The 25,767-nt window shown below is 70.9% G+C and carries 25 protein-coding genes and 1 tRNA gene; 19 read left to right on the top strand and 7 right to left on the bottom strand.

Features of this window, described 5'->3' with window-relative positions; translation table 11 throughout:
- Positions 1 to 203: 203 nt before the first annotated feature.
- The 12 genes from rhaI (at position 204) to CA984_RS02480 (ending at position 13,925) form a co-directional block, all read left to right on the top strand.
- Positions 204 to 1,376, top strand: coding sequence for an L-rhamnose isomerase (rhaI, locus tag CA984_RS02530; RefSeq protein WP_086567553.1), 1,173 nt, complete (start codon positions 204 to 206; stop codon positions 1,374 to 1,376).
- Positions 1,377 to 1,464: 88 nt separating this feature from the next.
- Positions 1,465 to 3,507 (top strand): bifunctional aldolase/short-chain dehydrogenase, encoded by a 2,043-nt coding sequence (locus CA984_RS02525; protein ID WP_086567550.1) that lies wholly within the window; start codon positions 1,465 to 1,467, stop codon positions 3,505 to 3,507.
- 39 nt (positions 3,508 to 3,546) lie between these two features.
- A complete protein-coding gene (locus CA984_RS48550; RefSeq protein WP_278248975.1) occupies positions 3,547 to 3,675 on the top strand; it encodes a hypothetical protein in 129 nt (42 codons plus the stop codon).
- A 652-nt stretch (positions 3,676 to 4,327) separates the two neighbouring features.
- Positions 4,328 to 5,149: an alpha/beta fold hydrolase gene (locus tag CA984_RS02520; RefSeq protein WP_086567547.1), complete on the top strand. Its 822-nt coding sequence runs from the start codon at positions 4,328 to 4,330 to the stop codon at positions 5,147 to 5,149.
- A 345-nt stretch (positions 5,150 to 5,494) separates the two neighbouring features.
- Positions 5,495 to 5,584 (top strand): K(+)-transporting ATPase subunit F, encoded by a 90-nt coding sequence (gene kdpF, locus CA984_RS44375; RefSeq protein WP_037936924.1) that lies wholly within the window; start codon positions 5,495 to 5,497, stop codon positions 5,582 to 5,584.
- Positions 5,584 to 7,245: a potassium-transporting ATPase subunit KdpA gene (gene kdpA / locus CA984_RS02510; protein ID WP_086567541.1), complete on the top strand. Its 1,662-nt coding sequence runs from the start codon at positions 5,584 to 5,586 to the stop codon at positions 7,243 to 7,245. The genes kdpF and kdpA overlap by 1 nt, the downstream gene beginning before the upstream one ends.
- Entirely contained in the window at positions 7,245 to 9,377 is a 2,133-nt protein-coding gene (kdpB, locus tag CA984_RS02505) for a potassium-transporting ATPase subunit KdpB (protein ID WP_086567538.1), read from the top strand. The genes kdpA and kdpB overlap by 1 nt, the downstream gene beginning before the upstream one ends.
- Positions 9,378 to 10,250 carry a potassium-transporting ATPase subunit C gene (locus CA984_RS02500; protein ID WP_086567535.1) on the top strand — a complete coding sequence of 291 codons (873 nt, stop codon included), beginning with the start codon at positions 9,378 to 9,380 and terminating at the stop codon, positions 10,248 to 10,250. It abuts the gene before it with no gap.
- Positions 10,251 to 10,255: 5 nt separating this feature from the next.
- On the top strand, positions 10,256 to 12,835 hold the full coding sequence (locus tag CA984_RS02495) for a DUF4118 domain-containing protein (protein ID WP_086567609.1): 2,580 nt from the start codon (positions 10,256 to 10,258) through the stop codon (positions 12,833 to 12,835).
- A gap of 13 nt (positions 12,836 to 12,848) precedes the next feature.
- Positions 12,849 to 13,070, top strand: coding sequence for a response regulator (locus CA984_RS49160; protein WP_086567533.1), 222 nt, complete (start codon positions 12,849 to 12,851; stop codon positions 13,068 to 13,070).
- A gap of 97 nt (positions 13,071 to 13,167) precedes the next feature.
- Positions 13,168 to 13,368, top strand: coding sequence for a hypothetical protein (locus CA984_RS02485; protein WP_086567529.1), 201 nt, complete (start codon positions 13,168 to 13,170; stop codon positions 13,366 to 13,368).
- A gap of 62 nt (positions 13,369 to 13,430) precedes the next feature.
- On the top strand, positions 13,431 to 13,925 hold the full coding sequence (locus CA984_RS02480; protein WP_133061514.1) for a hypothetical protein: 495 nt from the start codon (positions 13,431 to 13,433) through the stop codon (positions 13,923 to 13,925).
- A gap of 153 nt (positions 13,926 to 14,078) precedes the next feature.
- Here CA984_RS02480 and CA984_RS02475 read toward each other — a convergent pair whose 3' ends face one another.
- Both CA984_RS02475 and CA984_RS45820 read right to left on the bottom strand, forming a co-directional pair.
- Positions 14,079 to 14,690 (bottom strand): TetR/AcrR family transcriptional regulator, encoded by a 612-nt coding sequence (locus CA984_RS02475; RefSeq protein ID WP_086567523.1) that lies wholly within the window; start codon positions 14,688 to 14,690, stop codon positions 14,079 to 14,081.
- A gap of 192 nt (positions 14,691 to 14,882) precedes the next feature.
- Entirely contained in the window at positions 14,883 to 15,425 is a 543-nt protein-coding gene (locus CA984_RS45820; protein ID WP_165781072.1) for a hypothetical protein, read from the bottom strand.
- 187 nt (positions 15,426 to 15,612) lie between these two features.
- Here CA984_RS45820 and CA984_RS02460 point away from each other — a divergent pair, with 187 nt between their 5' ends.
- Positions 15,613 to 16,224: a nucleotidyltransferase domain-containing protein gene (locus CA984_RS02460; protein WP_086567606.1), complete on the top strand. Its 612-nt coding sequence runs from the start codon at positions 15,613 to 15,615 to the stop codon at positions 16,222 to 16,224.
- 12 nt (positions 16,225 to 16,236) lie between these two features.
- Positions 16,237 to 16,848: an HAD family hydrolase gene (locus CA984_RS02455; RefSeq protein WP_086567516.1), complete on the top strand. Its 612-nt coding sequence runs from the start codon at positions 16,237 to 16,239 to the stop codon at positions 16,846 to 16,848.
- A gap of 281 nt (positions 16,849 to 17,129) precedes the next feature.
- Here the strand turns inward: CA984_RS02455 and CA984_RS02450 are convergent.
- Together CA984_RS02450 and CA984_RS02445 are read right to left on the bottom strand one after the other, a co-directional pair.
- Positions 17,130 to 17,203: transfer RNA gene (locus CA984_RS02450), tRNA-Pro, on the bottom strand.
- 33 nt (positions 17,204 to 17,236) lie between these two features.
- Positions 17,237 to 18,115, bottom strand: a complete 879-nt coding sequence (locus tag CA984_RS02445; RefSeq protein WP_423229277.1) for a metallophosphoesterase — start codon at positions 18,113 to 18,115, stop codon at positions 17,237 to 17,239.
- Between the two features lie 125 nt (positions 18,116 to 18,240).
- Between CA984_RS02445 and CA984_RS02440 the strand changes: the two genes are divergently transcribed.
- A complete protein-coding gene (locus CA984_RS02440; RefSeq protein WP_031169442.1) occupies positions 18,241 to 18,696 on the top strand; it encodes a GatB/YqeY domain-containing protein in 456 nt (151 codons plus the stop codon).
- A gap of 216 nt (positions 18,697 to 18,912) precedes the next feature.
- Here CA984_RS02440 and CA984_RS02435 read toward each other — a convergent pair whose 3' ends face one another.
- On the bottom strand, positions 18,913 to 21,147 hold the full coding sequence (locus CA984_RS02435) for a transglycosylase domain-containing protein (RefSeq protein ID WP_086567510.1): 2,235 nt from the start codon (positions 21,145 to 21,147) through the stop codon (positions 18,913 to 18,915).
- A gap of 265 nt (positions 21,148 to 21,412) precedes the next feature.
- Here CA984_RS02435 and CA984_RS02430 point away from each other — a divergent pair, with 265 nt between their 5' ends.
- Positions 21,413 to 21,709 (top strand): WhiB family transcriptional regulator, encoded by a 297-nt coding sequence (locus tag CA984_RS02430; protein WP_012887233.1) that lies wholly within the window; start codon positions 21,413 to 21,415, stop codon positions 21,707 to 21,709.
- Positions 21,710 to 21,810: 101 nt separating this feature from the next.
- Here the strand turns inward: CA984_RS02430 and bagB are convergent, their stop codons facing one another.
- Positions 21,811 to 22,980, bottom strand: coding sequence for an ATPase BagB (bagB, locus tag CA984_RS02425; protein ID WP_086567507.1), 1,170 nt, complete (start codon positions 22,978 to 22,980; stop codon positions 21,811 to 21,813).
- Entirely contained in the window at positions 22,977 to 23,981 is a 1,005-nt protein-coding gene (bagA, locus tag CA984_RS02420; RefSeq protein ID WP_207620674.1) for an ATPase BagA, read from the bottom strand. Before bagA ends, bagB begins: the two co-directional genes overlap by 4 nt.
- Before the next feature lie 268 nt (positions 23,982 to 24,249).
- Between bagA and sp36 the strand changes: the two genes are divergently transcribed.
- The 3 genes from sp36 (at position 24,250) to CA984_RS02405 (ending at position 25,761) form a co-directional block, all read left to right on the top strand.
- On the top strand, positions 24,250 to 24,405 hold the full coding sequence (gene sp36, locus CA984_RS02415; RefSeq protein WP_012887236.1) for a Sp36 family protein: 156 nt from the start codon (positions 24,250 to 24,252) through the stop codon (positions 24,403 to 24,405).
- Entirely contained in the window at positions 24,402 to 24,860 is a 459-nt protein-coding gene (locus CA984_RS02410) for a RidA family protein (protein ID WP_012887237.1), read from the top strand. The genes sp36 and CA984_RS02410 overlap by 4 nt, the downstream gene beginning before the upstream one ends.
- A 73-nt stretch (positions 24,861 to 24,933) precedes the next feature.
- Positions 24,934 to 25,761, top strand: a complete 828-nt coding sequence (locus tag CA984_RS02405; protein ID WP_086567504.1) for an NUDIX hydrolase — start codon at positions 24,934 to 24,936, stop codon at positions 25,759 to 25,761.
- Positions 25,762 to 25,767 lie beyond the last annotated feature (6 nt).

Genomic DNA, 25,767 nt, shown 5'->3' with positions numbered 1-25,767 from the left:
GTTTTTAGGTCAGGGAAGGGGTACGGCGCGGTGAGTAAACCGGGTGGAGGGGAGGCGCCGCTCGGCCCGTCCCCCGGACCGGCCCCCCTCGGCGCGCCGTTCGCCTTCAAGGCCGACAACATCGACGAGTTCGACTTCTGACCGACGACGTGGGTACGGCGGGCGCCCGAGTCGCGCACGCCGTACCCGGCGAGGAGCCTTTCTTGGGCGACATCAGGGCCACGCTGCGTGCGCAGGCCATCGAGACCCCGTCGTGGGCGTACGGCAACAGCGGCACCCGGTTCAAGGTGTTCGCCCAGCGGGGCGTGCCGAGGGACCCCTACGAGAAGCTGGCCGACGCGGCCCAGGTGCACGCCTTCACCGGGGTCGCGCCGACGGTGGCGCTGCACATCCCGTGGGACCGGGTCGACGACTACGCCGACCTGGCCCGGCACGCGTCCGAGGTGGGCGTGCGGATCGGCGCGATCAACTCCAACGTCTTCCAGGACGACGACTACCGGCTGGGCAGCGTCACCAACCCCGACCCGGCGGTGCGGCGCAAGGCCCTGGACCACCTGCTGGCGTGCGTGGACGTCATGGACGCCACCGGGTCCGACACGTTGAAGCTGTGGTTCTCCGACGGCACCAACTATCCCGGCCAGGACGACATCCGCTCCCGGCAGGACCGGCTGGCCGAGGCGCTGTCGGCCGTCTACGAGCGGCTGGGCGAGGGGCAGCGGTTCCTGCTGGAGTACAAGCTGTTCGAGCCCGCCTTCTACGTGACCGACGTGCCCGACTGGGGCACCGCCTACGCGCACTGCCTGCGGCTGGGCGACAAGGCGCAGGTGGTGGTGGACACCGGGCACCACGCGCCGGGCACCAACATCGAGTTCATCGTGGCGTTCCTGCTCCGGGAGGGCAAGCTCGGCGGGTTCGATTTCAACTCCCGCTTCTACGCCGACGACGACCTGATGGTGGGCGCGGCCGACCCGTTCCAGCTCTTCCGGATCATGTACGAGGTGATCCGCGGCGGTGCCCTCTCCGGACGGCACGGCGGGCCGGAGCAGGGGGTGGCGTTCATGCTCGACCAGTGCCACAACATCGAGCCGAAGATCCCCGGCCAGATCCGTTCGGTGATGAACATCCAGGAGGCCACGGCCAAGGCGCTGCGGGTCGACGGGGACGCGCTGGCGGCGGCCCAGGCCGAGGGCGACGTGCTGGCCGCCAACGCCGTGCTGATGGACGCCTACAACACCGATGTCCGGCCGCTCCTGGCCGAGCTGCGCCAGGAGATGGGCCTCGATCCCGACCCGATGGCCGCCTACGCCCGTTCCGGCTACTTCGAGAAGATCGCCGCCGAACGGGTCGGCGGCACCCAGGCGGGCTGGGGCGCCTGAGGCCCGCGTCCCGTTCCGTCGGTGTGCCCGCGGTGAGACGTGAAAGGGCACATCGTGAGATCACTGTTCATACGTTGGGGGATATTTCATGACTTCGCCGGTTGAGATGCTGCTGCAGCGGTCGCACGCGCTCGGCTCCGATCCGCGCAACACCAACTTCGCGGGCGGCAACACGTCGGCCAAGGGCGTCGCCGTCGATCCGGTGACCGGATCCGACGTGGACCTGATGTGGGTCAAGGGCTCCGGCGGCGACCTCGGCACGCTGACCGAGGGCGGCCTGGCCGTACTGCGGCTGGACCGGCTGCGGGCGCTCACCGAGGTGTACCCGGGGGTGGAGCGCGAGGACGAGATGGTCGCCGCGTTCGACTTCTGCGCCTTCGGCAAGGGCGGCGCGGCGCCGTCGATCGACACCGCCATGCACGGCCTCGTCGAGGCCGCGCACGTGGACCACCTGCACCCGGACGCCGGCATCGCGATCGCCACCGCCGCCGACGGCCGGGAGCTGACGACGCGGATCTTCGGCGACAGGGTGGTCTGGGTGCCCTGGCGCCGCCCCGGCTTCCAGCTCGGCCTGGACATCGCCGCGATCAAGGACGCCAACCCGCAGGCCATCGGCTGCGTCCTCGGCGGCCACGGCATCACCGCCTGGGGCGAGACCTCCGCCGAGTGCGAGGCCAACTCGCTGGACATCATCCGCACCGCCGAGGCCTACCTCGCCGAGCACGGCAGGCCGGAGCCGTTCGGCCCGGTCATCCGCGAGCCGCTGGCGGAAGCCGCCCGGCGGGAGCGGGCGGCGGCGCTGTTCCCCCTCGTCAGGGGCCTGGCGAGCACGGATCTGCCGCAGGTCGGCCACTACACCGCCACCCCCGAGGTCCTGGACTTCCTGTCCCGCGAGCGCCACCCCGAGCTGGCCGCGCTCGGCACCTCCTGCCCCGACCACTTCCTGCGCACCAAGGTCGCCCCGCTCGTGCTCGACCTGCCCGGCGACGCGCCCCTCGAAGAGGTGGCCGTACGGCTGCGCGAGCTGCACGCCGCCTACCGGGAGGACTACGCGGCCTACTACCGGCGCCACGCCACGGCGGACTCGCCGCCGATGCGCGGCGCGGACCCGGCGATCGTGCTGGTCCCCGGCGTGGGGATGTTCTCCTTCGGCAAGGACAAGCAGACCGCCCGGGTGGCGGGCGAGTTCTACGTCAACGCGATCAACGTCATGCGCGGCGCCGAGGCGGTGTCGTCCTACGCGCCGATCGAGGAGTCGGAGAAGTTCCGCATCGAGTACTGGGAGCTGGAGGAGGCCAAACTCCGCCGGATGCCCGCGCCGAAGCCGCTGGCCACCCGGGTCGCGCTGGTCACCGGCGGCGGGTCGGGCATCGGCGCCGCCACCGCCCGGCGGCTGGCGGCCGAGGGGGCCTGCGTGGTCGTCGCCGACCGCGACCTCGCCGCCGCCGAGAAGGTCGCCGCCGAGCTCGGCGCCAAGGCCTACCGGCCCGAGGACGTCGCGACGGCCGTACAGGTGGACGTCACCGACGAGGAGCAGGTCATCGCGGCCCTCCGGCAGGCGGTGCTGGCCTTCGGCGGGGTCGACCTGATCGTCAACAACGCCGGGCTGTCGCTGTCGCGGTCCCTGCTGGAGACCAGTGTCGCCGACTGGGACCTGCAGCACGACGTGATGGCCCGCGGTTCGTTCCTGGTCTCCAGGGAGAGCGCCCGCGTGATGATCGACCAGGGCATGGGCGGGGACATCGTCTACATCTCCTCCAAGAACGCGGTCTTCGCCGGACCCAACAACGTCGCGTACGGCGCCGCCAAGGCCGACCAGGCCCACCAGGTCCGGCTGCTCGCCGCCGAGCTGGGCGGGTACGGCATCCGGGTCAACGGCGTCAACCCCGACGGCGTCGTGCGCGGATCCGGGATCTTCGCCTCCGGCTGGGGCGCCAACCGGGCGGCGGTCTACGGCGTGCCGGAGGACAAGCTCGGCGAGTTCTACGCCCAGCGGACCCTGCTCAAGCGCGAGGTGCTGCCCGAGCACATCGCCGCGGCCGTCTTCGCCCTCACCGGCGGAGAGCTGTCGCTCACCACCGGTCTGCACATCCCCGTCGACGCCGGTGTCGCCGCGGCCTTCCTGCGGTAACCCCGAGATTCCCCGGTAACCCGGCTGGCGGAGAACGTCATGCACGCCGACGATTGGAGCACCATCGGCATCTCCCACCACTGGGCGCTGGGCACCGGCCACCGCGCCGCCGAGCTGCGCGCCGTGGCCGATCTCCTCGGCGTCGACCTCATCGAGGTGAAGCAGTGAGCACCGGGGTGAAGCCGTAAGCATCGAGGCGAAACCCTGAACACCGAGGTGAAGCAGTAAGCCGGGGCTCCCAGGAGGAGTCCCGGACCACAAGGGCCCACCGGCGCGCCGCCCGCGCCGGTGGGCCTTTCGCGTGGCGGGCCTCTGCCTGGAAGGTCTTTGCGGTTGGCCTTTCGCGCGAGGACCTTGCGCGGTTGACCTTCGCGCGGTTGACCTTTGCGTAGTGGTCTTTGCGCGATGGGTCTTTGCGCGGTGGGTCCCGACGGCGAGGCTGATACCTCCGCACGAATTGAGGTCGATTTCCCTCCGCCGGACCGGAAATGGCAGGAAGCGGTCACCGGAGGGCAGCATGCTGCCTCTGACATCCCTGGTCCCGGGGTCGTGGAGCGCGCAGAGTTGTCTGTGCGAGGACGAATAAACGGTCCGAGAAAAAGGGGTTGAGAAATGATGGAATCCACCGTCAGAGCCGACAGAGCCGCTTGGGAACGGGCGATCACATCCCGGAGGGGCGGGCGGCGTGAATATCCGCCGGACCGTACCGAATTCGCCGGTGAGTATACGGGCGGAAGGGGTCCTGGGAGAGCGCTCTTCCTGGAGAACGGCTCGGGAGAACCCGGCACGCCGTCGGGGAAATCGCGGAAAAGGAGAATCTATGACCGAAGTGACATCCAGCAAGGGCATGGCCGTCAGCAAGATACTTTCGAGCGACGGAGTCGCCATCGCCTACGACCGGGTGGGGCAGGGGCCACCGCTCATCCTGGTGGGCGGGGCGTTCAGCTACCGCGCGTTCCCGGGGCTGGTGGAGCTGGCCGAGCTGCTCTCCCCGCATTTCACCGTCATCAACTACGACCGCCGAGGCCGGGGTGACAGCGGGGACACGACGCCCTACGCGGTCGAGCGGGAGGTCGACGACCTCGACGCCCTGATCAGGCATGCCGGCGGGTCGGCGTCGGTGTGGGGACTGTCCTCCGGGGCGGTCCTCGCCCTCAGGGCGGCCGCGCGCGGCCTGGCCATCAACAGGCTGGCGCTGTACGAGCCGCCGTTCGTGGTGGGCGACAGCGACCGCCGGCCGCCGGCCGACCACCGGGCGCAGCTCACCCGGCTCGTGGCGGCGGGCCGGCGGGGTGCGGCGGCCAAGTACCACATGAGGAAGGTGGTCGGCGTCCCCGCCGTGCTCGCGGTGGGCCTGCCGCTCCTCCCCATGTGGTCGAGGTTCAAGGCGGTGGCCCACACGCTGCCGTACGACGCGGCGGTGATGGGGGACTACTCGTTGCCCGCCGGACAGATGTCGTTGGTCACGGTGCCCACGCTCGTGATCGCCGGTGAGAGGAGTTCCGCGGTGCTGCGGCAGGCGGCACAGGAAGTCGCGAACGCCGTGCCCACCGCACGGCACCGATCCCTGGAGGGACAGAACCACAACGTGTCCATGAAAGCCCTCGCTCCCGTCCTGGTGGAGTACTTCCAAGTTCGATGAGAGGAGTGTCACGGAGTCCGATACGGCATCCGGCCGAGCGCCCCGTCGCGACGGGGTCCTCGGCCGGATCGGCATGTGGCCCCGGGTCGCCGTGCGGCCGCCGTGACCCGGCGGTCCCGGCCCGCGCGTAGTGATGGCGTCAAAGCTTGCCGAGTCGGCGTATGGAACCCGTCAAGAAGCGCTATAGGGCGATAAATCCGCGATTTGCTGCTCATGTGTCGCCCATCTGGCGGTGCAAGAACATTTCCGGATTTGAGGAGTGGGGATGGCAGACGTCATCTTCGTCGCCCTGACGATCGCGGTCTTCGCGGTCTTCGGGCTCGTCGTGAAGGCGGTGGAGCGCCTGTGAGCGCTGTCAACGCCACTGGCCTGGTGGTGGCCGTCGGTCTGGTGATCTTCATGATCGCGGCCCTGCTCTTCCCGGAGCGATTCTGATGAGCCCCACCCTCGCCGGGATCCTGTTCATCGGATCCCTCGTCCTCGCGCTGGTCCTGACCCACCGGCCGCTGGGCGACTACATGTACCGCGTCTACACCGGCACCGGACACAGCGCCGTCGAGCGGGTGGTCTACCGGGCCATCGGCGTCCGGCCGGACACCGAGCAGAGGTGGAGCGTCTACGCCCGCGGCGTGCTGGCGTTCTCGCTGGTCTCGGTCCTCCTCCTGTACGGCCTGCAGCGCCTGCAGGACAAGCTGTTCCTCTCCCTGGGGATGGCCCCGGTCACCGACCACGTCGCCTGGAACACCGCGATCAGCTTCGTGACCAACACCAACTGGCAGGCCTACTCGGGCGAGTCCACGATGGGCCACCTGGTGCAGATGGCCGGTCTGGCCGTGCAGAACTTCGTCTCGGCCGCGGTCGGCATGGCCGTGGCGGTCGCGCTGGTGCGCGGGTTCGCCAGGAACCGGACCGAGAACCTCGGCAACTTCTGGGTGGACCTGGTCCGCGGCACGCTCCGCGTCCTGCTGCCCATCGCGTTCGTCGGCGCGATCGTGCTGGTGGCCGGAGGGCTGGTCCAGAACTTCGCCGAGCCGCACACCGTGACGACCCTGACGGGCGGCCCGCAGGCGATCACCGGCGGCCCGGTGGCCAGCCAGGAGGTCATCAAGGAGCTCGGCACCAACGGCGGCGGCTTCTACAACGCCAACGCGGCCCACCCGTTCGAGAACGCGACGCGCTGGACGGACTGGTTCGAGATCTTCCTGATCCTGCTCATCCCGTTCTCGATGCCGCGCACCTTCGGCAGGATGGTCGGCCAGGTCAGGCAGGGCTACGCGATCGTCGCCGTGATGGCCGTCCTCGCCCTCGCCAGCGTCACGCTGACCAACGTGTTCGAGCTGTCCGGCGGCGCCACCGTCCCGCAGGCCGTCGGCGCGGCGATGGAGGGCAAGGAGGTGCGGTTCGGCGTGTCGAACTCCGCCACCTTCGCCGCGGCGACCACGCTCACCTCGACCGGCGCGGTCAACTCCTTCCACGACTCCTACACCCCGCTCGGCGGCATGATGACGATGTTCAACATGATGCTGGGCGAGGTCGCGCCGGGCGGGGTGGGTGCGGGCCTGTACGGCATGCTCGTGCTGGCGGTGATCACGGTCTTCGTGGCCGGGCTCATGGTCGGGCGCACCCCGGAGTATCTCGGCAAGAAGATCGGCGCCCGTGAGATCAAGCTCGCGTCGATGTACTTCCTGGTCACGCCGGTCCTGGTGCTGATCGGCACGGCTCTGGCCATGGGTTCGGCGGAGCAGCGGGCGAGCATGCTCAACGGGGGGCCGCACGGCCTGTCGGAGGTCCTGTACGCCTTCACCAGCGCGTCCAACAACAACGGCTCCGCCTTCGGCGGCATCACCGTCAACACCCCGTGGTACGACACCGCGCTCGGCCTGTGCATGGCGTTCGGCCGTTTCCTGCCGATCATCTTCGTGCTGGCCCTGGCCGGATCGCTGGCCAGGCAGGCGCCGGTCCCGGAGTCGGCGGGCACGCTGCCCACGCACCGGCCGCAGTTCGTCGGCATGGTCGTCGGCGTGACGATCGTCCTCGTCGCCCTGACCTTCCTCCCGGCTCTGGCGCTCGGACCACTCGCAGAAGGAATCCACTGATGTCCACCCCCGTGATCGAAGTGCCGGGCCGTACCCCCGCTCCGCGGCAGAAGGTCGGCGGCGGGCTGCTCGACCCCGCCCAGCTCGTCAGGTCGCTGCCCGCTGCCCTGGCCAAGCTGAACCCCGTGCACATGTGGCGCAACCCGGTCATGTTGATCGTCGAGATCGGCGCGGTGTTCTCCACCGTGCTCGCGGTCGCCGACCCGTCGTTCTTCGCCTGGGCGATCGTCGTGTGGCTCTGGCTCACGGTGATCTTCGCCAACCTGGCCGAGGCGGTGGCCGAGGGCCGGGGCAAGGCGCAGGCCGCCACCCTGCGCGCCGCCAAGCGCGACACGACCGCCCGCAGGCTCGCCGACCGGAGGGACCCGGCCCGGTGGGACGACGTCGGCGCGTCCGAACTGAGGCAGGGCGACTTCGTGGTCGTGGAGGCCGGGGAGATCATCCCCGGTGACGGCGACGTGGTCGAGGGCATCGCCAGTGTCGACGAGTCGGCCATCACCGGCGAGTCCGCACCGGTGATCCGCGAGTCCGGCGGCGACCGTTCGGCGGTGACCGGCGGCACCAAGGTGCTCTCCGACCGGATCATCGTCCAGATCACCCAGAAGCCGGGCGAGAGCTTCATCGACCGGATGATCGCCCTCGTCGAGGGCGCGAACCGGCAGAAGACACCCAACGAGATCGCGCTCAACATCCTCCTGGCCGCGCTGACGATCATCTTCCTGGTCGCCACCGTCACCATGCAGCCGCTGGCCATCTACTCCAAGGCCGACAATCCCGGCATCCCCGACTCGCTCGCCCTGACCGGCGACGGCGTCACGGGCGTCGTGCTGGTCTCGCTGCTGGTCTGCCTCATCCCGACCACGATCGGCGCGCTGCTGAGCGCGATCGGCATCGCGGGCATGGACCGCCTGGTCCAGCGCAACGTGCTGGCGATGAGCGGCCGGGCGGTCGAGGCCGCCGGCGACGTCAGCACCCTGCTGCTGGACAAGACCGGCACCATCACCCTGGGCAACCGGCAGGCCTCGGAGTTCGTCCCGGCGCCGGGCGTCTCCGCGGACGAGCTCGCCGCCGCCGCCCAGCTCGCCAGCCTCGCCGACGAGACCCCCGAGGGCCGCTCGATCGTGGTCTACGCCAAGCAGGCGTACGGCCTGCGCGAGCGGGAGGCGGGCGAGCTGGCCCACGCCGAGTGGGTGCAGTTCACCGCGCAGACCCGGATGTCGGGGGTGAACGTGGACGGCCGCCAGGTCCGCAAGGGCGCGGCGACCGCGGTCATGAAGTGGGTCCGTGAGAACGGCGGGCACCCCACCGACGAGGTCGGCGCCATCGTGGACGCCATCTCCGGCTCCGGCGGCACCCCGCTGGTGGTCGGCCAGGTCGTCGACGGGAAGGCACGCGTGCTGGGCGTCATCCACCTCAAGGACGTCGTCAAGCAGGGCATGCGCGAGCGGTTCGACGAGATGCGCCGGATGGGCATCCGCACCGTCATGATCACCGGCGACAACCCGCTGACCGCCAAGGCCATCGCCGACGAGGCCGGGGTCGACGACTTCCTCGCCGAGGCCACCCCCGAGGACAAGCTCGCCCTGATCAAGAGGGAGCAGGAGGGCGGCCGGCTGGTCGCGATGACCGGCGACGGCACCAACGACGCGCCCGCGCTCGCGCAGGCCGACGTCGGCGTGGCGATGAACACCGGCACGTCGGCGGCGAAGGAGGCCGGCAACATGGTCGACCTCGACTCCAACCCCACCAAGCTCATCGAGATCGTCGAGATCGGCAAGCAGCTGCTCATCACGCGCGGCGCGCTGACGACCTTCTCCATCGCCAACGACATCGCCAAGTACTTCGCGATCATCCCCGCGATGTTCGCCGCGGTGTACCCCGGGCTGGACGCGCTGAACATCATGCGCCTGACCAGCCCGCAGTCGGCGATCCTGGCCGCGGTGATCTTCAATGCGATCGTCATCGTGGCGCTGATCCCGCTGGCCCTGCGCGGCGTCCGCTACCGCCCCTCCAGCGCCTCGAAACTGCTCAGCCGCAACCTCTACCTCTACGGGCTGGGCGGCATCGTCGTCCCGTTCGCCGGGATCAAGATCATCGATCTCCTCATCCAGTTCCTTCCGGGGATGTCATAAATGGAACGCCTGCCCAGCTGGATCCGCCAGCACCTCGCCGCGCTCCGCGCGCTGCTCGTCCTCACCCTGATCCTCGGCGCGGCCTACCCGCTGCTGGTCACCGGGGTCGCCCAGGCCGTCTTCGGCGGCAACGCCAACGGCTCGATCGTCCAGAAGGACGGCAAGGACGTCGGCAGCGCGCTCGTCGGCCAGAAGTTCACCGACGCTGAGGGCGACCCGGTCGGGAAGTACTTCCAGAGCCGCCCTTCGGCGGCCGGCGACGGCTACGACATGCTCTCCACCTCCGCGAGCAACCTGGGCCCCGAGGACGTCGTGGACGTCCTGCCGGTCCCGGGCGCCAAGGACGGCGAGGGCCATCCCGACGAGGGCAGGCAGAGCCTGCTCACCCAGGTCTGCGCCCGCAGCGAGGCCGTCGGAGAGCTGGAGGGCGTCAGCGGCGCCCGGCCGTACTGCGCCCCCGGCGGCGTGGGCGCCGTGCTGAAGGTCTTCCCGGCGGTCGGCACGCCGGTCAGGGCGGTCAGCGTCAACCAGGCCTGCCCGGCCGTCCCGTTCGTCGCCGAGTACCGGGGAGTGAAGGTGGAGTGCGGCAGGCCCGGCGAGGACTACGCGGCCGGCCGTACCGTGCCGGTCCGGGGCGACGCCAGAGCGGTGGTGCCCGCCGACGCGGTCACCGCCAGCGGCTCCGGCCTGGACCCGCACATCTCACCCGCCTACGCCGGACTGCAGGCGCCTCGCGTGGCGAGGGAGCGCGGCCTGCCCCTGGAGAAGGTCAGGCGGCTCATCGAGGAGAACACCGCCGGCCGCTCCCTCGGCTTCATGGGCGAGCCGGGCGTGAACGTCCTGCAGCTCAACCTGGCCCTCGACAAGGGGTGATCGGCGTGCCACGCGGACGGCTGCGCGTCTACCTGGGCGCGGCCCCCGGGGTCGGCAAGACCTTCGCCATGCTCGGCGAGGGACACCGGCGGCTGGCGCGCGGCACCGACGTCGTCGTGGGTCTCGTCGAGGCCCACGGCCGTCCCCGCACCGCCGAGCTGATCGGCGGCATGGAGGTCGTCCCCCGCCGGACCGTGGTCCACCGGGGGACCGCCTTCACCGAGCTCGACGTGGACGCGGTCATCGCCCGCGAGCCGAGGGTGGCGCTGATCGACGAGCTGGCGCACACCAACGTGCCCGGCTCCCGGAACGCCAAGCGCTGGCAGGACGTCGAGGAGATCCTCGACGCCGGCATCGACGTCGTCTCCACCGTCAACATCCAGCACCTGGAGTCGCTCAACGACGTCGTCCGGCAGATCACCGGGGTGCCGCAGCGCGAGACCGTGCCCGACGAGGCGGTACGGCGGGCGGACCAGGTCGAACTGGTCGACATGTCGCCCGAGGCGCTGCGCCGGAGGCTGGCGCACGGCAACGTGTACGCGCCGGAGAAGGTCGACGCGGCGCTGTCCAACTACTTCCGGGTGGGCAACCTGACCGCGCTGCGCGAGCTGGCCCTGCTCTGGGTCGCCGGGAAGGTCGACGACCAGCTCGGCCGCTACCGCGCCGAGCACGGCATCGAGGGGACCTGGGAGGCCCGGGAACGCGTCGTGGTCGCGCTGACCGGCGGTCCCGAGGGCGACACGCTGATCCGGCGGGCCGTCCGCGTCGCGGCTAGGACCAAGGGCGCCGACCTGCTGGCCGTCCACGTCACCAGGGCCGACGGCCTGGCCGGAGGAGACCCGGGCAACCTGGCCCGCCAGCGTGTGCTGGCCGAGAGCCTGGGCGGCACCTACCACCAGGTCGTCGGCGACGACGTCCCGAGGGCACTGCTCGACTTCGCCCGGGGGGTCAACGCCACCCAGCTCGTGCTGGGCGCCTCCAGACGCGGCCGGTTCGCCCAGATCCTCTCCCGGGGCGTGGGGGTCACGACGACCGCGCTGTCCGGCTCCATCGACGTCCACATGATCACGCACGACGAGGCGCAGAAGGGACGCCGTCCTCCGCCGTCCAGGGCCGCGCTGACCCGTACGCGCAGGCTCGCGGGCTGGGCGACGGCGCTGCTGGGCATTCCGGTGCTCACCGCCGCGCTGGTCCCGTTCAGGGAGACCCTGACGCTGCCCAGCGAGATCCTGTTCTTCCTGCTCGTGGTCATCGGCGTGGCCCTCATCGGGGGCATGTGGCCGGCCGTCACCGCGGCGGTCGGCGGTTCCCTGCTGCTGAACTACTTCTTCACGACCCCCGTCCACACCCTGACGATCTCCGATCCCGAGAACCTCTTCGCCCTCGTCGTCTTCGTCCTGGTGGCCGCGGCGGTGAGCGGCATCGTGGACCTGGCGGCCCGCCGTACCAGGGAGGCCGCGCGGGCGGGCGCGGACGCCGAGGTGCTGTCCACCCTGGCCGGACACGTGCTGCGCGGCGAGTCGGCGCTGCCGTCCCTGCTGGCGCGGCTGCGCGAGACCTTCGCCCTCACCTCGGTCACCCTGCTGGAACGGATCGACGTGCCGGGCCCGGACGACCAGTCGGACCCCGAGGCATGGCGGATCGTGGCGACCTCCGGAGGGCCGCCCTGCGGCTGCCCGGGGGCCGCCGACACCGACGTGGCGATCGACGGGAGCCTTATGCTCGCCGCGTGCGGCAGGCTGCTGGAGGCCTCCGACCGGCGGGTGCTGGAGGCGTTCGCCGCCGAGGCGGCCGTGGCGCTGCGCCAGGAGCGCCTGCGCCGGGAGGCCGACCTGGCCGGGCCGCTGGCCGAGACCGACAGGATGCGCACCGCCCTGCTCGCCGCCGTCAGCCACGACCTGCGCACCCCGCTGGCCTCGGCCAGGCTCGCCGTCGAGAGCCTGCGCGGCACCGAGATCGAATGGAGCGCACAGGACCGCGAGGAACTGCTGGCCACCGCCGACGAGTCCCTGCTCAAGCTCGACCGGCTGGTCGCCAACCTGCTCGACATGAGCCGCCTGCAGGCCGGCGTGCTCGGCCTGACCCTGCAGCCGGTCGCGCTCGAAGAGGTCATCCCGCGCTCGATCGACGACCTCGGCCCGCTCCGCGACCGCGTCGAGGGCGACGTGTCCGTGGACCTCCCCGAGGTCGTCGCCGACTCCGCGCTGCTGGAACGGATCCTGGTCAACGTCATGTCCAACGCGATCCGCTACAGCCCGGCGGGCAAGAAGGTCCTCATCACCGCGAGCAGCCACGGCGGCCACGTCGAGATCCGCGTCGTCGACCGCGGCCCCGGCATCCCCGCCGAGGCGCACGACCGCGTCTTCATGCCCTTCCAGCGGCTCGGCGACCGCGACAACCACACCGGGGTCGGCCTCGGCCTGGCGCTCTCCCGGGGGCTCGCCGAGGCCATGGGCGGCACCCTCACACCCGACGAGACACCAGGGGGAGGCCTCACCATGATCCTGACGCTGCCCGTCTCCTCGCGAGCGGACGGCCTGCCCGCCGAGTCCCTTCCACAAGAACCTATGCGGTTCTCGCAGTAAGGAGTGTGGTCTGGTGACCCGCGTCCTCGTCGTCGACGACGGACCGCAGATCCTGCGCGCGCTCCGGATCAACCTCCTCGCCCGGCACTTCGAGGTCGCGGTGGCCGCCGACGGCGGCACGGCCGCTTCCGTCCCTGAGACCTGCCCCCGACGTCCGTGCGTGAGGCGCGGGGACCGTCCGTACGGGAGGCGCCGGAACCGCGCGGCCGGGGCGGTACGGGTCAGGGCGTCGTAGGAATATCGCTCATAGCCGTCAAGGCCCTGTATGAAAGTGCCGTGGTGGGCCCCTTCCGGGGCGACGATTGGGATATACCCCTTCACAGGAGAACGTGATGTCCGCAGTGCTGACTCCCGCCCCCGCCCCGGCTGCGGCGGAGCCCCCCGGTACCGGTGACAGGCACCGGCTGACCGTGACCGCCGGCCTGGCCGTCGACGTCGTCCATCCGGGGGACGAGCCGGACGCCCGCCGTATCGACACGGTGGTGTGCCGCATGCGCTTCCGTGCCGGAGCTCGCACGGCCGGTGCGGCATGACCCTGCGGAGCACCGGGCAGTGGTTCTGGGCCTCGGGGACCGGGGGAGGGCGAGGACTCCCGGTGAGACGGCGTGACAGAACGCCGGTCGCGATGGTCGTCCTCGCCTCCGTCATGGGCTGTGCCGTGGCACTCACCGTCTACCGTGCCCTCACGAGCGACGCGGACGCCTACTTCGCGAGCCACCGCCAGGTCACCGCCCAGGTCCTCGCGGTCGACGATCGTTCTCCCGCCATATCGCGCCGGGCGGGCACGAGGGCCGAGGCCGCCTGGGTCGACGGGAGCGGCGTCCGGCGTGTCGGCACGATCCGGCTGCGGGGGGACCAGCTGGAGGAGGCGCGCGTACGGATCTGGATCGACGCCGGCGGCAGACCGGCCCCTGCGCCCCTCGGTCTGGCCGGGTTCATCGTCAGCCCCCTGCTCCTGGGGCTTTTCACGGCCGGCGTCACCTGGTCGGTCATGTCGGCGGCCCAGTCGGGAAGGAGAATGTGGATCGCGCGTCGCGCCATGGCGGGGTGGGACCGGGAATGGCGGGCGCGGGCGGACCTGGAGCGGTGACCCCGGACGCCGCCCCGTGCGGAACCGTCGAATCTCAGCTGCCGATTCTCCGGACGCCTCCGGAGCTGGGATGTTCGACCGAGACGTGACGGGAGCCGGGTAAGGGCGCCGTGCCGGCACAGGGCATGAGGGGCGGGTCCCAGCGGCGCCTCGCTACCTGGACGGGGTGGTGGTGCCGTCGGCCGTCCCGGCGATGAGGGCGGCGGCGCAGCCGGTGACGAGGTCCTCGGCGTACGCGGGGATCGGCTCACCGGACCGGTGGTGGCGGCGGACGGTGGCGTACGGAAGGTCCACCGTGGCCAGGAGGAGCCGTTCCACGTCGTGCGGCTCGTCCCTTCCCAGGCGCCCGGCCAGGTCGCGCAGGGCGCTCATGACCCGGCCGTTGCCCTGCTCCAGCCGTTCGCGTGCCTCGGCCGGCCAGTTGGCCCCGTCGAAGTCGGCGGGGCCGTACAGCAGGATCCGTGTCTCGTCCGGGTGGGCCCGGCTCCAGGTGACGACGTGGCGGGCCGCGTCCAGGACCGCCCGCGCCGGCGGATCGGCGTTCAGGGCCGCGAGGAAGCCCTCCTGGAACCGTTCGGCGGTGCGCAGCCACAGTGCGGCGAGCATGGCGGAGCGGCCGGGGAAGCGGTGGTAGATCGAACCGCTCGGGGCGAGGGCCGCGCGGGCGACCGCCGACACGGTGACGGCGCTCGGACCGCCCGCGGCCACCAGCTCGGCGGCGGCGTCGAGCAGCCGGTCGATGTCGTGCCGAGACGGTCTTCCCATGTGGCCGAGGGTATCGGCCCCGGCACGTATCGGAGAGAGGTCTCTGGGAGCACGCCGGGCCCGGTCCCGTGGGATGGCAGTCCCTGACGCGAGCGCTGGAGAGACTCCGGAGGGGGACTCCAGGTCGCGCCGGAACCGCCGGACGTCTCCCTCTTGACCCGGGCCTTGACCCGGGCCGGCGGGCTCATCCCGTCATTCCTGGACGAGCTCCTCGACCCGCACGGCCACCCCGCTCTTGAGCGTCACCTTGGCGTAGGGGACGCCGCCCTTCTTGAGCGCCTTCTCCAGCTGGGCCGCGGTGCACTTGTGCGGGACCGCGCCCTTGTCGCAGATCGCTCCCCGCAGGTCGAGCACCACCGCTTCCGGGCTGAGCATGACCGGCTGGGCGTCGCCCGCGTCAAGCTGCACGGTGATCCAGCCCGGCTGCGTCGGGCTCGCGCTGAGCGCGCCGATCAGGTCCATGGCGGGCCCCGTGTCCCCGGCTCCGTCACCCGGTGCCTCGGCCGTGGGCTCCGCGGAGGCGGCCGGGGTCGTGGGGGCGGTCTCGGGACCGGACGAGGACGCCGAGGCGGCCGGAGCCGTGGGAGCGGGGGCGGTCCCGGAACCGGCTGCGGACGCGGAGGCGGCCGGAGCCGTGGGGGGAGCAGACGGGTCACCCTCCCCTGAACAGGCGGCGAGGCCGGCGGCGAAAGCAGCTACCAGGAGGACGCGCGTTATCTTCAACGATCTGCTCATAAGGCGCAACCATCCCACGGGGCTTGGCGTGGGTGGTATTCGAAGAGACGCTCGCCCGGCCCGCCGGGGAGGTGCCCCGGCGGCCGCGCACCCCGGTCCGGGGCAGGGGCCGCCATGCCGGGCCGACTGGGCAGATCATGGACCGTCGGGCTTCACCTCACCCGTGAAGATCGGCGAGGATGGCGGGATGCCGCGCATCGAGACACCGTGGGGCCCATGGGAGCCGGCGCCGCTGGCCGAGGTCGTCGAGCTGTTCACCGGTCTGGCGGCGCCGTGGTGGGTGGCCGGCGGATACGCGATCGAGCTCGCGGTCGGCAGGGCCTACCGCGAGCACGCCGACGTCGACATATCGGTGCTCCACCGCGACCACGAGGCGGTACGGCGGCTGCTGGCGGGCTGGGACTGCTGGGCGGCCGACCCGCCCGGGACGCTCCGGCCGTGGCCCGTGGACGCGCCGCTGCCGCCCGGAGTCCACGACGTCTGGGTCCGGGAAGGCGAGGGCGGGCCGTGGCGTTTCCAGCTGATGCTCGACGAGTCGGACGGTGACCAGTGGGTGTACCGCCGGGATCCACGGATCCGCCGCCCGCTGGAATCGTGCACGATCGCCGCGGACGGCGGCTTCCCCCGGATCGCTCCGGAGATCCAGCTCCTCTACAAGGCCAAGGACCCACGTCCCAAGGACGAGATCGACTTCACCCAGGTCCTGCCCCACCTGGCCGAGGCGCAGAAGCGGTGGCTGGACGAGGCCCTCGCGACCGAGCACGGCGCCCATCCGTGGCGTGACCGCCTGCGTTCCTGAACAGGAGTCTCGATGACATTGCCCTTCGACGCGGTGCTGTGCGACTTCGACGGCGTGCTGCGCTTCCACGACGCGCGGACCCACGCGCGCATCGACCAGGCGTACGGGCTGGCGCCCGGGGCCGTCCTGAAGACGGCGTTGAGCCCGGCCCTGCTGGAGCCCGCCATCCTGGGCCGGATCACCTGCGAGGAGTGGGAGGACTCGCTCGTGACCACCTTCGCCGAGATGCTGGGCTCGCCGGCGCGGGCCGCGCGGCTGGTCGAGGAGTTCGCCGCGGTGCCGACACGGATCGACGAGCAGGTGCGGGACCTGCTGGCACAGGCACAGCGGTACGTGCCGGTGGTGCTGGTCACCAACGCCACGACCCGGCTGGAGGAGGATCTCGACCGCCTGGGGATGACGTACTTCGCCGACGACGTGGTCAGCAGTGCCCGCGTGGGGATCGCCAAGCCCGATCGGCGCATCTACGAGCTCGCCGCGGACCGGGCGGGCGCCGCTCCGGAGCGGTGCCTGTTCATCGACGACCGGGCGGAGAACGTCGAAGCCGCCGTGCGGCTGGGGATGACAGGAGTGCACTTCCAGGACGTGGAGGATGCGCGCGCGGCGCTGGAGCCGGAGGGCTGAGGTCATGGGGCCCGTCCGCCTGGACGACTGAAACGCGCCACCGCTGAGCGGTTGGGGTGCTGCGCTGCCGGAAGTGGGCCGCGTCCAGCCGGGGCCAGGAGGTCTACTTGGAGGACTTGCCGTGGAAAAGAAAGATTGACGTATTCAGGAGGCATGGGGGAGAGGGTGCTCCGGTGGGGAGACATTCTTCATTTGGAGATTCCGCGACCGGACTCCCGGGAAAAGCGAAAAGGCCCTCCCCGCGTAAGCGGGTCAGGCCTTTTACTTCGGGAAATACTACGTCGGGGTGACAGGATTTGAACCTGCGACCTCTTCGTCCCGAACGAAGCGCGCTACCAAGCTGCGCCACACCCCGGTGCACGTCGGTCTTGCTCGTGCTTGGGAAAGTCTAGCGGACTTCGCGGGTGCTTGCGTCACTTCGGCGGCGGGGCACCAGCGTGAGGAGGCTCGCCTCGGGGAAGCAGGCGAAACGGGCGGGGGCGTAGGGGCTGGTGCCGAGGCCGGCGGAGACGTGGAGGTAGGCGGAGTCGTGGCGGCTCAGGCCCTTGACGCGGGCCCGGTCGATGCCGCAGTTGGTGACCAGGGCGCCGTAGAACGGGATGCAGAGCTGGCCGCCGTGGGTGTGGCCGGCGAGCAGCAGCTGGTAGCCGTCGGAGGCGAAGCGGGTCATGTTGCGGGGCTCGGGGGAGTGCATGACACCCAGGCGGAGGTCGGCCTCCGCGGGGGCCGGACCGGCGATCATGTCGTAGCGGTCGAGGTTGATGTGGGAGTCGTGGATGCCGCCCACGGCCACGTCGAGGTCGCCGACCTTGATCCGGGCGGTGGTGTTGTTCATGTCCAGCCAGCCCTCGACGGCCATGCCGGCGCCGAGCTCCTCCCAGGGGAGCGAGGGGATCGTCTGGCCGTGGTCGCCCTTGGAGGTGCGCCAGAGGTAGCGCACGGGGTTCTTGGGACGCGGGGCGTAGAGGTCGTTGGAGCCGTAGACGAACAGGCCCGGACGGGACAGCAGCGGCTCCAGGGCGTGCAGGAGGGGGCCGACCGCGTCGGGGTGGGCGATGGTGTCGCCGGTGTTGACCACCAGATCGGGCTTGAGGTCGCCCAGCGAGCGCACCCAGTTGATGAGCATCCGCCTGCCCGGGGTGAGGTGGAGGTCGGACAGGTGCAGGATGCGCACCGGCCGCTGGCCGGGCTCCAGCACGGGCACGTCGAAGCGCCGCAGGCGGAACGCGTTGCGCTCGACGACCGAGGCGTAGGCGAGGCCGGCCATGCCGACACCGAGCAGGGACAGGGGCACCGCGGCTGCTTTCCTCACCTATTCATCATGCCCGACATCGGGCTCCCTGAAGGAAACTTGGGATACGGCGGAGCTGGTGAGACGGCAAGATGGACCGCATGAGCACATTGAAGGACAAGCTGAAGACCGACCTCACGGCCTCGATGAAGAGCAGGGACGAGGTCCGTACCCGGACGATCCGCATGGCCCTCGCGGCCGTGAACGTCGAGGAGGTCGCGGGCAAGACGGCGCGCGAGCTCTCCGACGACGAGATCATCAAGGTGCTGACCAAGGAGGCCAAGAAGCGCCGCGAGGCGGCCGAGGCGTTCAGCGGCGCCGGCCGCACGGAGCAGGCGCAGGCCGAGGTGGACGAGCAGGCCGTGTTGGAGGAGTACCTCCCGGCCCAGCTCTCCGACGAGGAGCTCGGCAAGCTCGTGGACGAGGCCGTCGCCGAGACCGGCGCCGCCGGGCCTCAGGCGATGGGGCAGGTCATGAAGGTCCTGAACCCCAAGGTCGCCGGGCGGGCGGAGGGCGGCCGGGTGGCGCAGGCCGTACGCGCCCGGCTGTCGGCCTGAGCGGACCGCGGTCCGGGAAGGGGGTGCGCCCCCGCGACCACGGCCTGGAAGGGGCTGCGCGCCCCTCTGCCGGTCGGAGAGAGGCCGCGGGCCCGCCTGAGGGATCAAGGCCCCCGGTACGGCGAGAGCCCTCCCTGATGCCTCAGGGAGGGCTCTCGCCGTCGGTGCGGGCTCCTGTCTCCGCGGGGGAGCTACAGGGCGATCTCCGCGGGGGAGCTACGGGACGACGGGGATGCTGGTGTCGCCGACGTCGCCCTCGTTCATGAAGCCGCCGTTGCCGTCTCCGGTGATCACGATGTGGTCGTCGTTGTTGCCCGGGCCGTTGCCGTCGGTGGTGCCGGGCTTCCTGGTGGGCGGCGGGGCGCAGAGGCCGGAGCAGCCGCCGAAGCGGCTCATGTTCACCGGGGTGAAGGAGCTCGGGTCGACGCCCTTCAGCGCGCCGAGCATGGAGCTCTTCCAGATCCGGCCGGAGATCGACGCGCCGTACACGTAGCCGTAGTAACGCCCGCCGATGGTCACGCCGACCAGGTCGTGCTTGAAGGCGCCGCGCGGGTCGCCGAGGCTGACCGCGGAGGCGAGGTCGGGGGTGAAGCCGGCGAACCAGGCGGCGGTGTAGCCGTCGGTGGTGCCGGTCTTGCCCGCCGCCGGCCGGCCGATGCCGCCGACCTCCTGCATCGTGCCATCGGTGAACACCCTAGACATGATGTGGGTGGCCGCGTCGGCGACCTCCTCGTCCAGGACCTGGCTGCACTTCGGCTTGTACGGCGTGGCCTTGCCGTTGCGGTCGCGGATCTCGGTGATGGCCATCGGCTTGCAGTAGGTGCCGCGGGCGGCGATCGTCGCGTAGGCGGCCGACACCGTCACCGGGTCCATCTCGTTGATGCCGAGGGTGAAGGTCTCGAACTCCTTCAGCTTGGCCCCGTCGGCCCGCTTGATGCCCAGCTTCTTGGCCGTCTTGACCACCTCGCAGAGGCCGACCTTCTCCTCCAGCTTCAGGAAGAAGGTGTTCACCGAGTTCAGGGTGCCGGTGGTCAGGGACTTGAAGCCGCCGCCGCCCTCGCTGGAGTTGCGGACCTCGTGGCCGGGGTCGCCGACCCGGTTGCCGTCGCAGTCGCGGAACGAGCTGGTGCTGGGCGCCCGGTAACCGGCGCCGGTGGTGTTGCCGTCGTTGAGCTTCATGCCCTGGTCGAGGGCGGTGAGCAGGGTGAAGGGCTTGAACGTGGAGCCGGCCTGGAAACCCGCGCCGCCGCCGTGCATGACGTCGGCCGCGAGGTTGTAACTCATCTCGTTCTTCTTCTTGTTCTGCCCGAACTTCCGGCTGGCGGCCATCGCCTTGATGGCGCCCGTGCCGGGGACGACCATCGCCTGCGCGGCGACCGGGTGGTCGCTGGTCTTCACGTACGCCTTGATGGCCTTCTCGGAGGCCTTCTGCGCCTTCAGGTCGAGCGTCGTCTTGATCGTCAGGCCGCCGCGCTGGAGCTGCTTCTTGCGCAGCGAGGCGGTCTTGCCGAACTGCTCGTTGTTGAGCATCTCGTACTGGGCGTAGAGGCAGAAGTAGGGGTAGGCGCTCTCGTCGCAACCGCCGGGGACCGGGGTGTCCTTGAACCCGAGCTTCTTGGCCTTGGCCTCCGTGGCCTCCTGCTCGGTGATCTTGCCGAGCTGCTTCATCCGGTCCAGGACGGTGTTGCGCCGGTCCAGCAGCCGCTGGCGGCTCGCCTTGCCCGCGTTCGGGTCGGTCCCGCTGGGGTTCTGCACGGCTCCGGCGAGGGTGGCCGCCTCCCACAGGTTCAGCTTGGCGGCGGGCTTGCCGAAGAACCGCTTGGCCGCGGCCTGGATACCGTGGGCGCCCGCGCCGAAGTAGGAGATGTTGAGATAGCGCTCAAGGATCTCCGGCTTGGTGTATTTCTCCTCGATGGCCATCGCGTAGCGCAGCTCGTTGAGCTTGCGGGAGAACGTCGGGGCGATGGCCGCCCTCTGCTCCTCCTTCGTCTCGGCGCTGTTGACCAGCACCTGCTTGACGTACTGCTGCGTGATGGAGGAGCCGCCCTGGATGTCTCCGCCGCCCGTGGTGTTCTTCACCGCCGCGCGGAAGGTGCCTTCCAGGTCGATGGCCCCGTGCTCGTAGAACCGGAAGTCCTCGATCGAGACGATCGCGGTCTTCATGATGTCGGCGACCTGGTCGAGCGTCACCGACTCGCGGTTCTCGTAGTAGAACTGGGCGAACTGCTTGCCGTCCGCGTCGAGCAAGGTGGTCTTCTCCGCGAGGGGGGGCTCGCTGAGCTCCTCGGGGAGCAGGTGCAGCTCCTCCGTGGCGGACTTCACGGTCATCCCCGCGCCGCCCACCGCCGGAAGCGCGATGGCAGCGACCAATACGCCTGTGGCGGCGGCAGCGGCGACCAGCCGCAGTACGTTGCCGAACGCCGATTTCTGATCTTTGCCTTGAGCCTGCACGTGTTCAAGGGTACGTCGGACGGATGGCCCAAACGGTAACGGAACACTATTTCAGCTCGCGTCGAGTACGTACTGGGGCAGGTGACTAGTCATTCCCGGCCAGATGGCCGCTGATGACCATGCAAGAAATTGGTCCCGCCGGGGTCTGTCGGCCCGAACGTCTGGTTGCGTACGTTCTCCTTCTGCGGCAATTGAATACGGAGGCTCGACGCCCGCGCCCGTCGGCCCCAAGTCACGACTGACCACCTAAGGGGAGTGGGGTCGAATGTGGATCACGGATTGGACCTCCCGTGCGGCCTGTAAGGGTGCGGATCCTGACGCGTTGTTCGTTCAGGGCGCTGCCCAGAACCGAGCAAAGCTGATCTGCCGAGGATGCCCGGTCCGGACCGAGTGCCTCGCCGATGCGCTGGACAACCGCATCGAGTTCGGGGTGTGGGGCGGGATGACCGAGCGCGAACGCCGGGCGCTGCTGCGTCGGCGACCGGATGTCGACTCCTGGCGGGACCTGCTGGAGCTGGCCAAAGAAGAGTACGAACGGACGAACGAGCTGATCGCCGGCTGAGTTCGCGCTGATCCCGTACGGCTGGCGCGTCGCGCCAGCCGTACATTCGCGTGCCCGTGGCCTCTCGCGTCTGTGCGAGAGGCCACGGGCACGCGGCGGTCCTAGCCGAGGCCCTGCTGGGCGGCCAGCAGCTCACCCACCCGGCGCAGCCCCTCCAGGTCGTGCACGTCCTCCGGCATGGCGGGGACCCGGGCCACGGGCACCGTGGGGTGGGCGGACAGGAAGTGCTCCTGCTCGCGGTGCTCCCGGGTGGCCAGCTGCATCCGGCCGGCGTGCAGCCGCAGTACGGCGGAGGTCAGCTCGTGCTCGCCGCGCGACTCCAGATCCTCCGCGGCGGCGGTGCTCCGCGCCGCCGACAGCATGGCGGCGGGCGCCAGGTGCACCCGGTTGACCACGAGCCCGGCCAGGGGCATGCGCTCCTCCGCCAGCCGCTCCACGAAGTACGACGCCTCGCGCATCGCGTCGCGTTCGGGCGCGGCCACGACGACGAACGCGGTCCCGGGGGCCTGCAGAAGCCGGTAGGTCTGCTCGGCGCGCACCCTGAACCCGCCGAAGACGGCGTCGAGCGCGGAGACGAACGTCTGCAGGTCCTTGAGCACCTGCGCGCCCAGCAGCTTGGTCATGGCCCCGGCGACGATGCCGAAGCCCGCGTTGAGCAGCTTGAAGGCGCTGCGCCCGCCGGCCTTGGCGGGGGCCATCAGCAGCCGGATCAACCGGCCGTCGAGGAAGCGGCCCAGGCGCTCCGGGGCATCGAGGAAGTCCAGCGCGGAGCGGGAGGGCGGGGTGTCCACGATGATCAGGTCCCAGTCGCCCGACCGGCGGAGCTGGCCGAGCTTCTCCATGGCCATGTATTCCTGCGTGCCGGAGAAGCTGGACGACAGGGACTGGTAGAAGGGATTCGTCAGGATCTGGCGGGCCCGCTCGGGATCCGCGTGCGCCTCGATGATCTCATCGAAGGTCCGCTTCATGTCGAGCATCATGGCGTGCAGCCGGCCCTCGCCCTCCACGCCCGCGACGGGCCTGGGGGTGTTGTCCAGCTCGGTCAGGCCCATGGACTGCGCCAGCCGCCGGGCGGGGTCCACGGTGAGCACCACGGCCGAACGGCCGCGCTCGGCCGCGCGCAGCCCCAGCGCGGCGGCGGTGGTGGTCTTGCCGACGCCGCCGGAGCCGCAGCAGACGACGATCCGGGTGCCCGGGTCGTCGATGATCGCGTCGAGGTCGAGAACCGGGACGGTCCGCTGCCTGACGGACCGCTCGCTGCGCTCGCTCATGCTGCTCCCTGCGTGTGGATCGATTCGGCCAGCTCGTACAGCCCGGCCAGGTCCACCCCGTCGGCCAGCAGCGGCAGTTCGTACCGGGGGCGCCCCGCCCTGGCCAGCGACAGCCTCTCGCGGCGCTCCAGCTCCGTGCGGTGGGCGTGTTCGGCGATCTCCTCGGCGAGGGCCTCGGCCACGGCGGCGGCGTCGGAGCTGCCGTCCGCGAGGCCGGACGCCTTGAGCCCGAGCGCCAGCTCGGCCGGGTCGAAACGGTCCTTGCCGACGTCGTCCAGGACGGACGCGGGCAGCAGCGACTCCCTGACCATGTTCGTGAAGATCCCGCCGGGTGGGAGCCCGGCCGCGCGGAGCTCGTCGAGCCCGTCGAGGGTCTCCTGGACGGGCATCTCCTCCAGGAGCGTGACGAAGTGCACCGCGGTCTCGGGGGAGGCCACGACGCCGTTCACCAGGTCGGCGTGGTTCTTGATCGGGCCCATCCGGGCCAGCCCGGCCACCTCGTTGGTGACGTTGAGGAAACGGGTGATCCGGCCGGTCGGCGGCGCGTCGAGCACGACCGCGTCATAGACCCGCCTGCCGTCCTTGCCCTTGCGGCGGACGGCCTCGCTCGTCTTCCCGGTGACCAGGACGTCGCGGAAGCCGGGGGCGATGGTGGTGGCGAAGTCGACGACGCCCATCTTGGTCAGGGCCTTGCCCGCCCTGCGCATGCCGTAGAACATCTCAAGGTAGTCGAGCATGGCCTCTTCGGGGTCGATGGCCAGCGCGTAGACGTCACCCCCGCCGGGGGCGACGGCGATCTTCCTCTCCTCGTACGGCAGCGGCGGCAGGTCGAAGACCTGCGCGATTCCCTGCCTGCCTTCGACCTCCACCAGCAGGACCTTGCGGCCGTCCGCGGCGAGGGCGAGGGCGAGGGCGGCGGCCACCGTGGTCTTCCCGGTGCCGCCCTTGCCGGTGACGACGTGGAGGCGTACGCCGTCCCAATCGGTGTCGCGAGCTCTCACGTTTCGAAGGCTACCCAACAGCCACCTGACGATTCGTCGGGGCTGTGCACTGACGGGGCTACAGGTGCGGATTGTCACAGTGATCCTGCCCACTCGGGGACGCCGCCGGGGTGAGGCCCCGGGTCCGGGCGGGCGCGACCGTCCGTCCGCCGGACGCCGGCAACGCCACCGGCGACCCCGGCCGGCGACGTGCGGAAAACCCGGGAACACCCCCGCCGGGAGGCCGTGGGGAAACGCGGGGCGGGGCGGCCTCGCTAATGTGTCCCACATGACGAAATGGGAGTACTCGACGGTGCCTCTGCTGGTCCACGCGACCAAGCAGATTCTCGATAACTGGGGCCAGGACGGCTGGGAGCTCGTCCAGGTCGTGCCGGGGCCGAACCCCGAGCAGCTGGTCGCCTACCTGAAGCGGCCGAAGCAGTGAGCGCCGAGGAGAGGCTGGCCGAGCTCGGCCTGACGCTGCCCGAGGTGGTCGCGCCGCTGGCGGCCTACGTCCCGTCGGTCCGTTCGGGCGACTACGTCTACACCTCGGGCCAGCTCCCGGTGGTGGACGGCAAGCTCGCGGCGACCGGCAAGGTCGGTGCCGAGGTGAGCCCCGAGGAGGCCCGTGAGCTCGCGAGGATCTGCGCGCTCAACGCCCTCGCGGCGGCCGCGTCGGCGGCCGGAGGACTGTCCAACATCGTGCGGATCGTCAAGGTCGTCGGCTTCGTGGCCAGCGACCCCGCCTTCAGCGGTCAGCCGCAGGTCGTCAACGGCGCCAGCGAGCTGCTCGTCGAGGTCCTGGGCGAGGCGGGCAAGCACGCCCGCAGCGCGGTCGGCGTCGCCGTCCTCCCGCTGGACGCGCCGGTCGAGGTCGAGTTGATCGCCGAGGTCCGCTGACGATTGTCCGGGGCGGCGGCCGTGCCACATGATGGACCTCGAAACCGAGTGATGTTCGGGTGGAGGGTCTGAAATGGGTGGGATTCCGCTCCCTGGTGAGTTCGGTGAGCGTGCGCGCGACATCCTGGCCGGGCGGCTGACGCCCGTCCCGGCCAGGGATGCCGCCACCGTGGTCATCCTCCGCGAGGGCGTCGAGGTCTACCTGCTGAGGCGGAAGGCGAGCATGGCCTTCGCGGCGGGGGCCTATGTCTTCCCCGGCGGTTCGGTGGACCCCCGCGACACCGACCACGCGGTCGCCTGGGCCGGGCCCTCGCCCGCGGAGTGGGGGACGGTCTTCCGCGCTGACGAGAAGATCGCGCGCGGTCTGGTCTGCGCCGCGGTGCGGGAGACGTTCGAGGAGTCGGGCGTACTGCTCGCCGGGCCGTCACCGGAGTCCGTCGTGGCCGACACCACCGGCGACGACTGGGAGGCCGACCGGCTCGCCCTGATCGACCGGAGCCTGTCGTTCGCCGACTTCCTGGACGGGCGCGGGCTGGTCCTCCGCTCCGACCTGCTCCGGCCCTGGGCGCACTGGATCACTCCCGAGGTCGAGCACCGGCGCTTCGACACCCGGTTCTTCGTCGCCGCGCTCCCGCCGGGCCAGCGCACCCGTGACGTCGGCGGCGAGGCCGACCAGGTCACCTGGGCGCGGCCCGCCGACGCGGTCGACCAGGCCAAGAACGGTCAGATCTTCCTGATGCCTCCGACCTACCGCACGCTCGGCGAGCTGCGCGACTACCGGACCGTGGCCGAGGTGCTCGCGGCCGAGCGTGAGATCGTCACCCTGATGCCCGGGATCGCGGAGGTGGACGGGGAGATGCGCATCGTGCTCGACGACGACTACGGGTTCGGTCCCTCATGAGCGAGC

The organism is Streptosporangium minutum (assembly GCF_002149035.1).
Classification (GTDB): domain Bacteria; phylum Actinomycetota; class Actinomycetes; order Streptosporangiales; family Streptosporangiaceae; genus Streptosporangium; species Streptosporangium minutum.
This window is presented reverse-complemented; position numbering and strand designations above follow the sequence as displayed.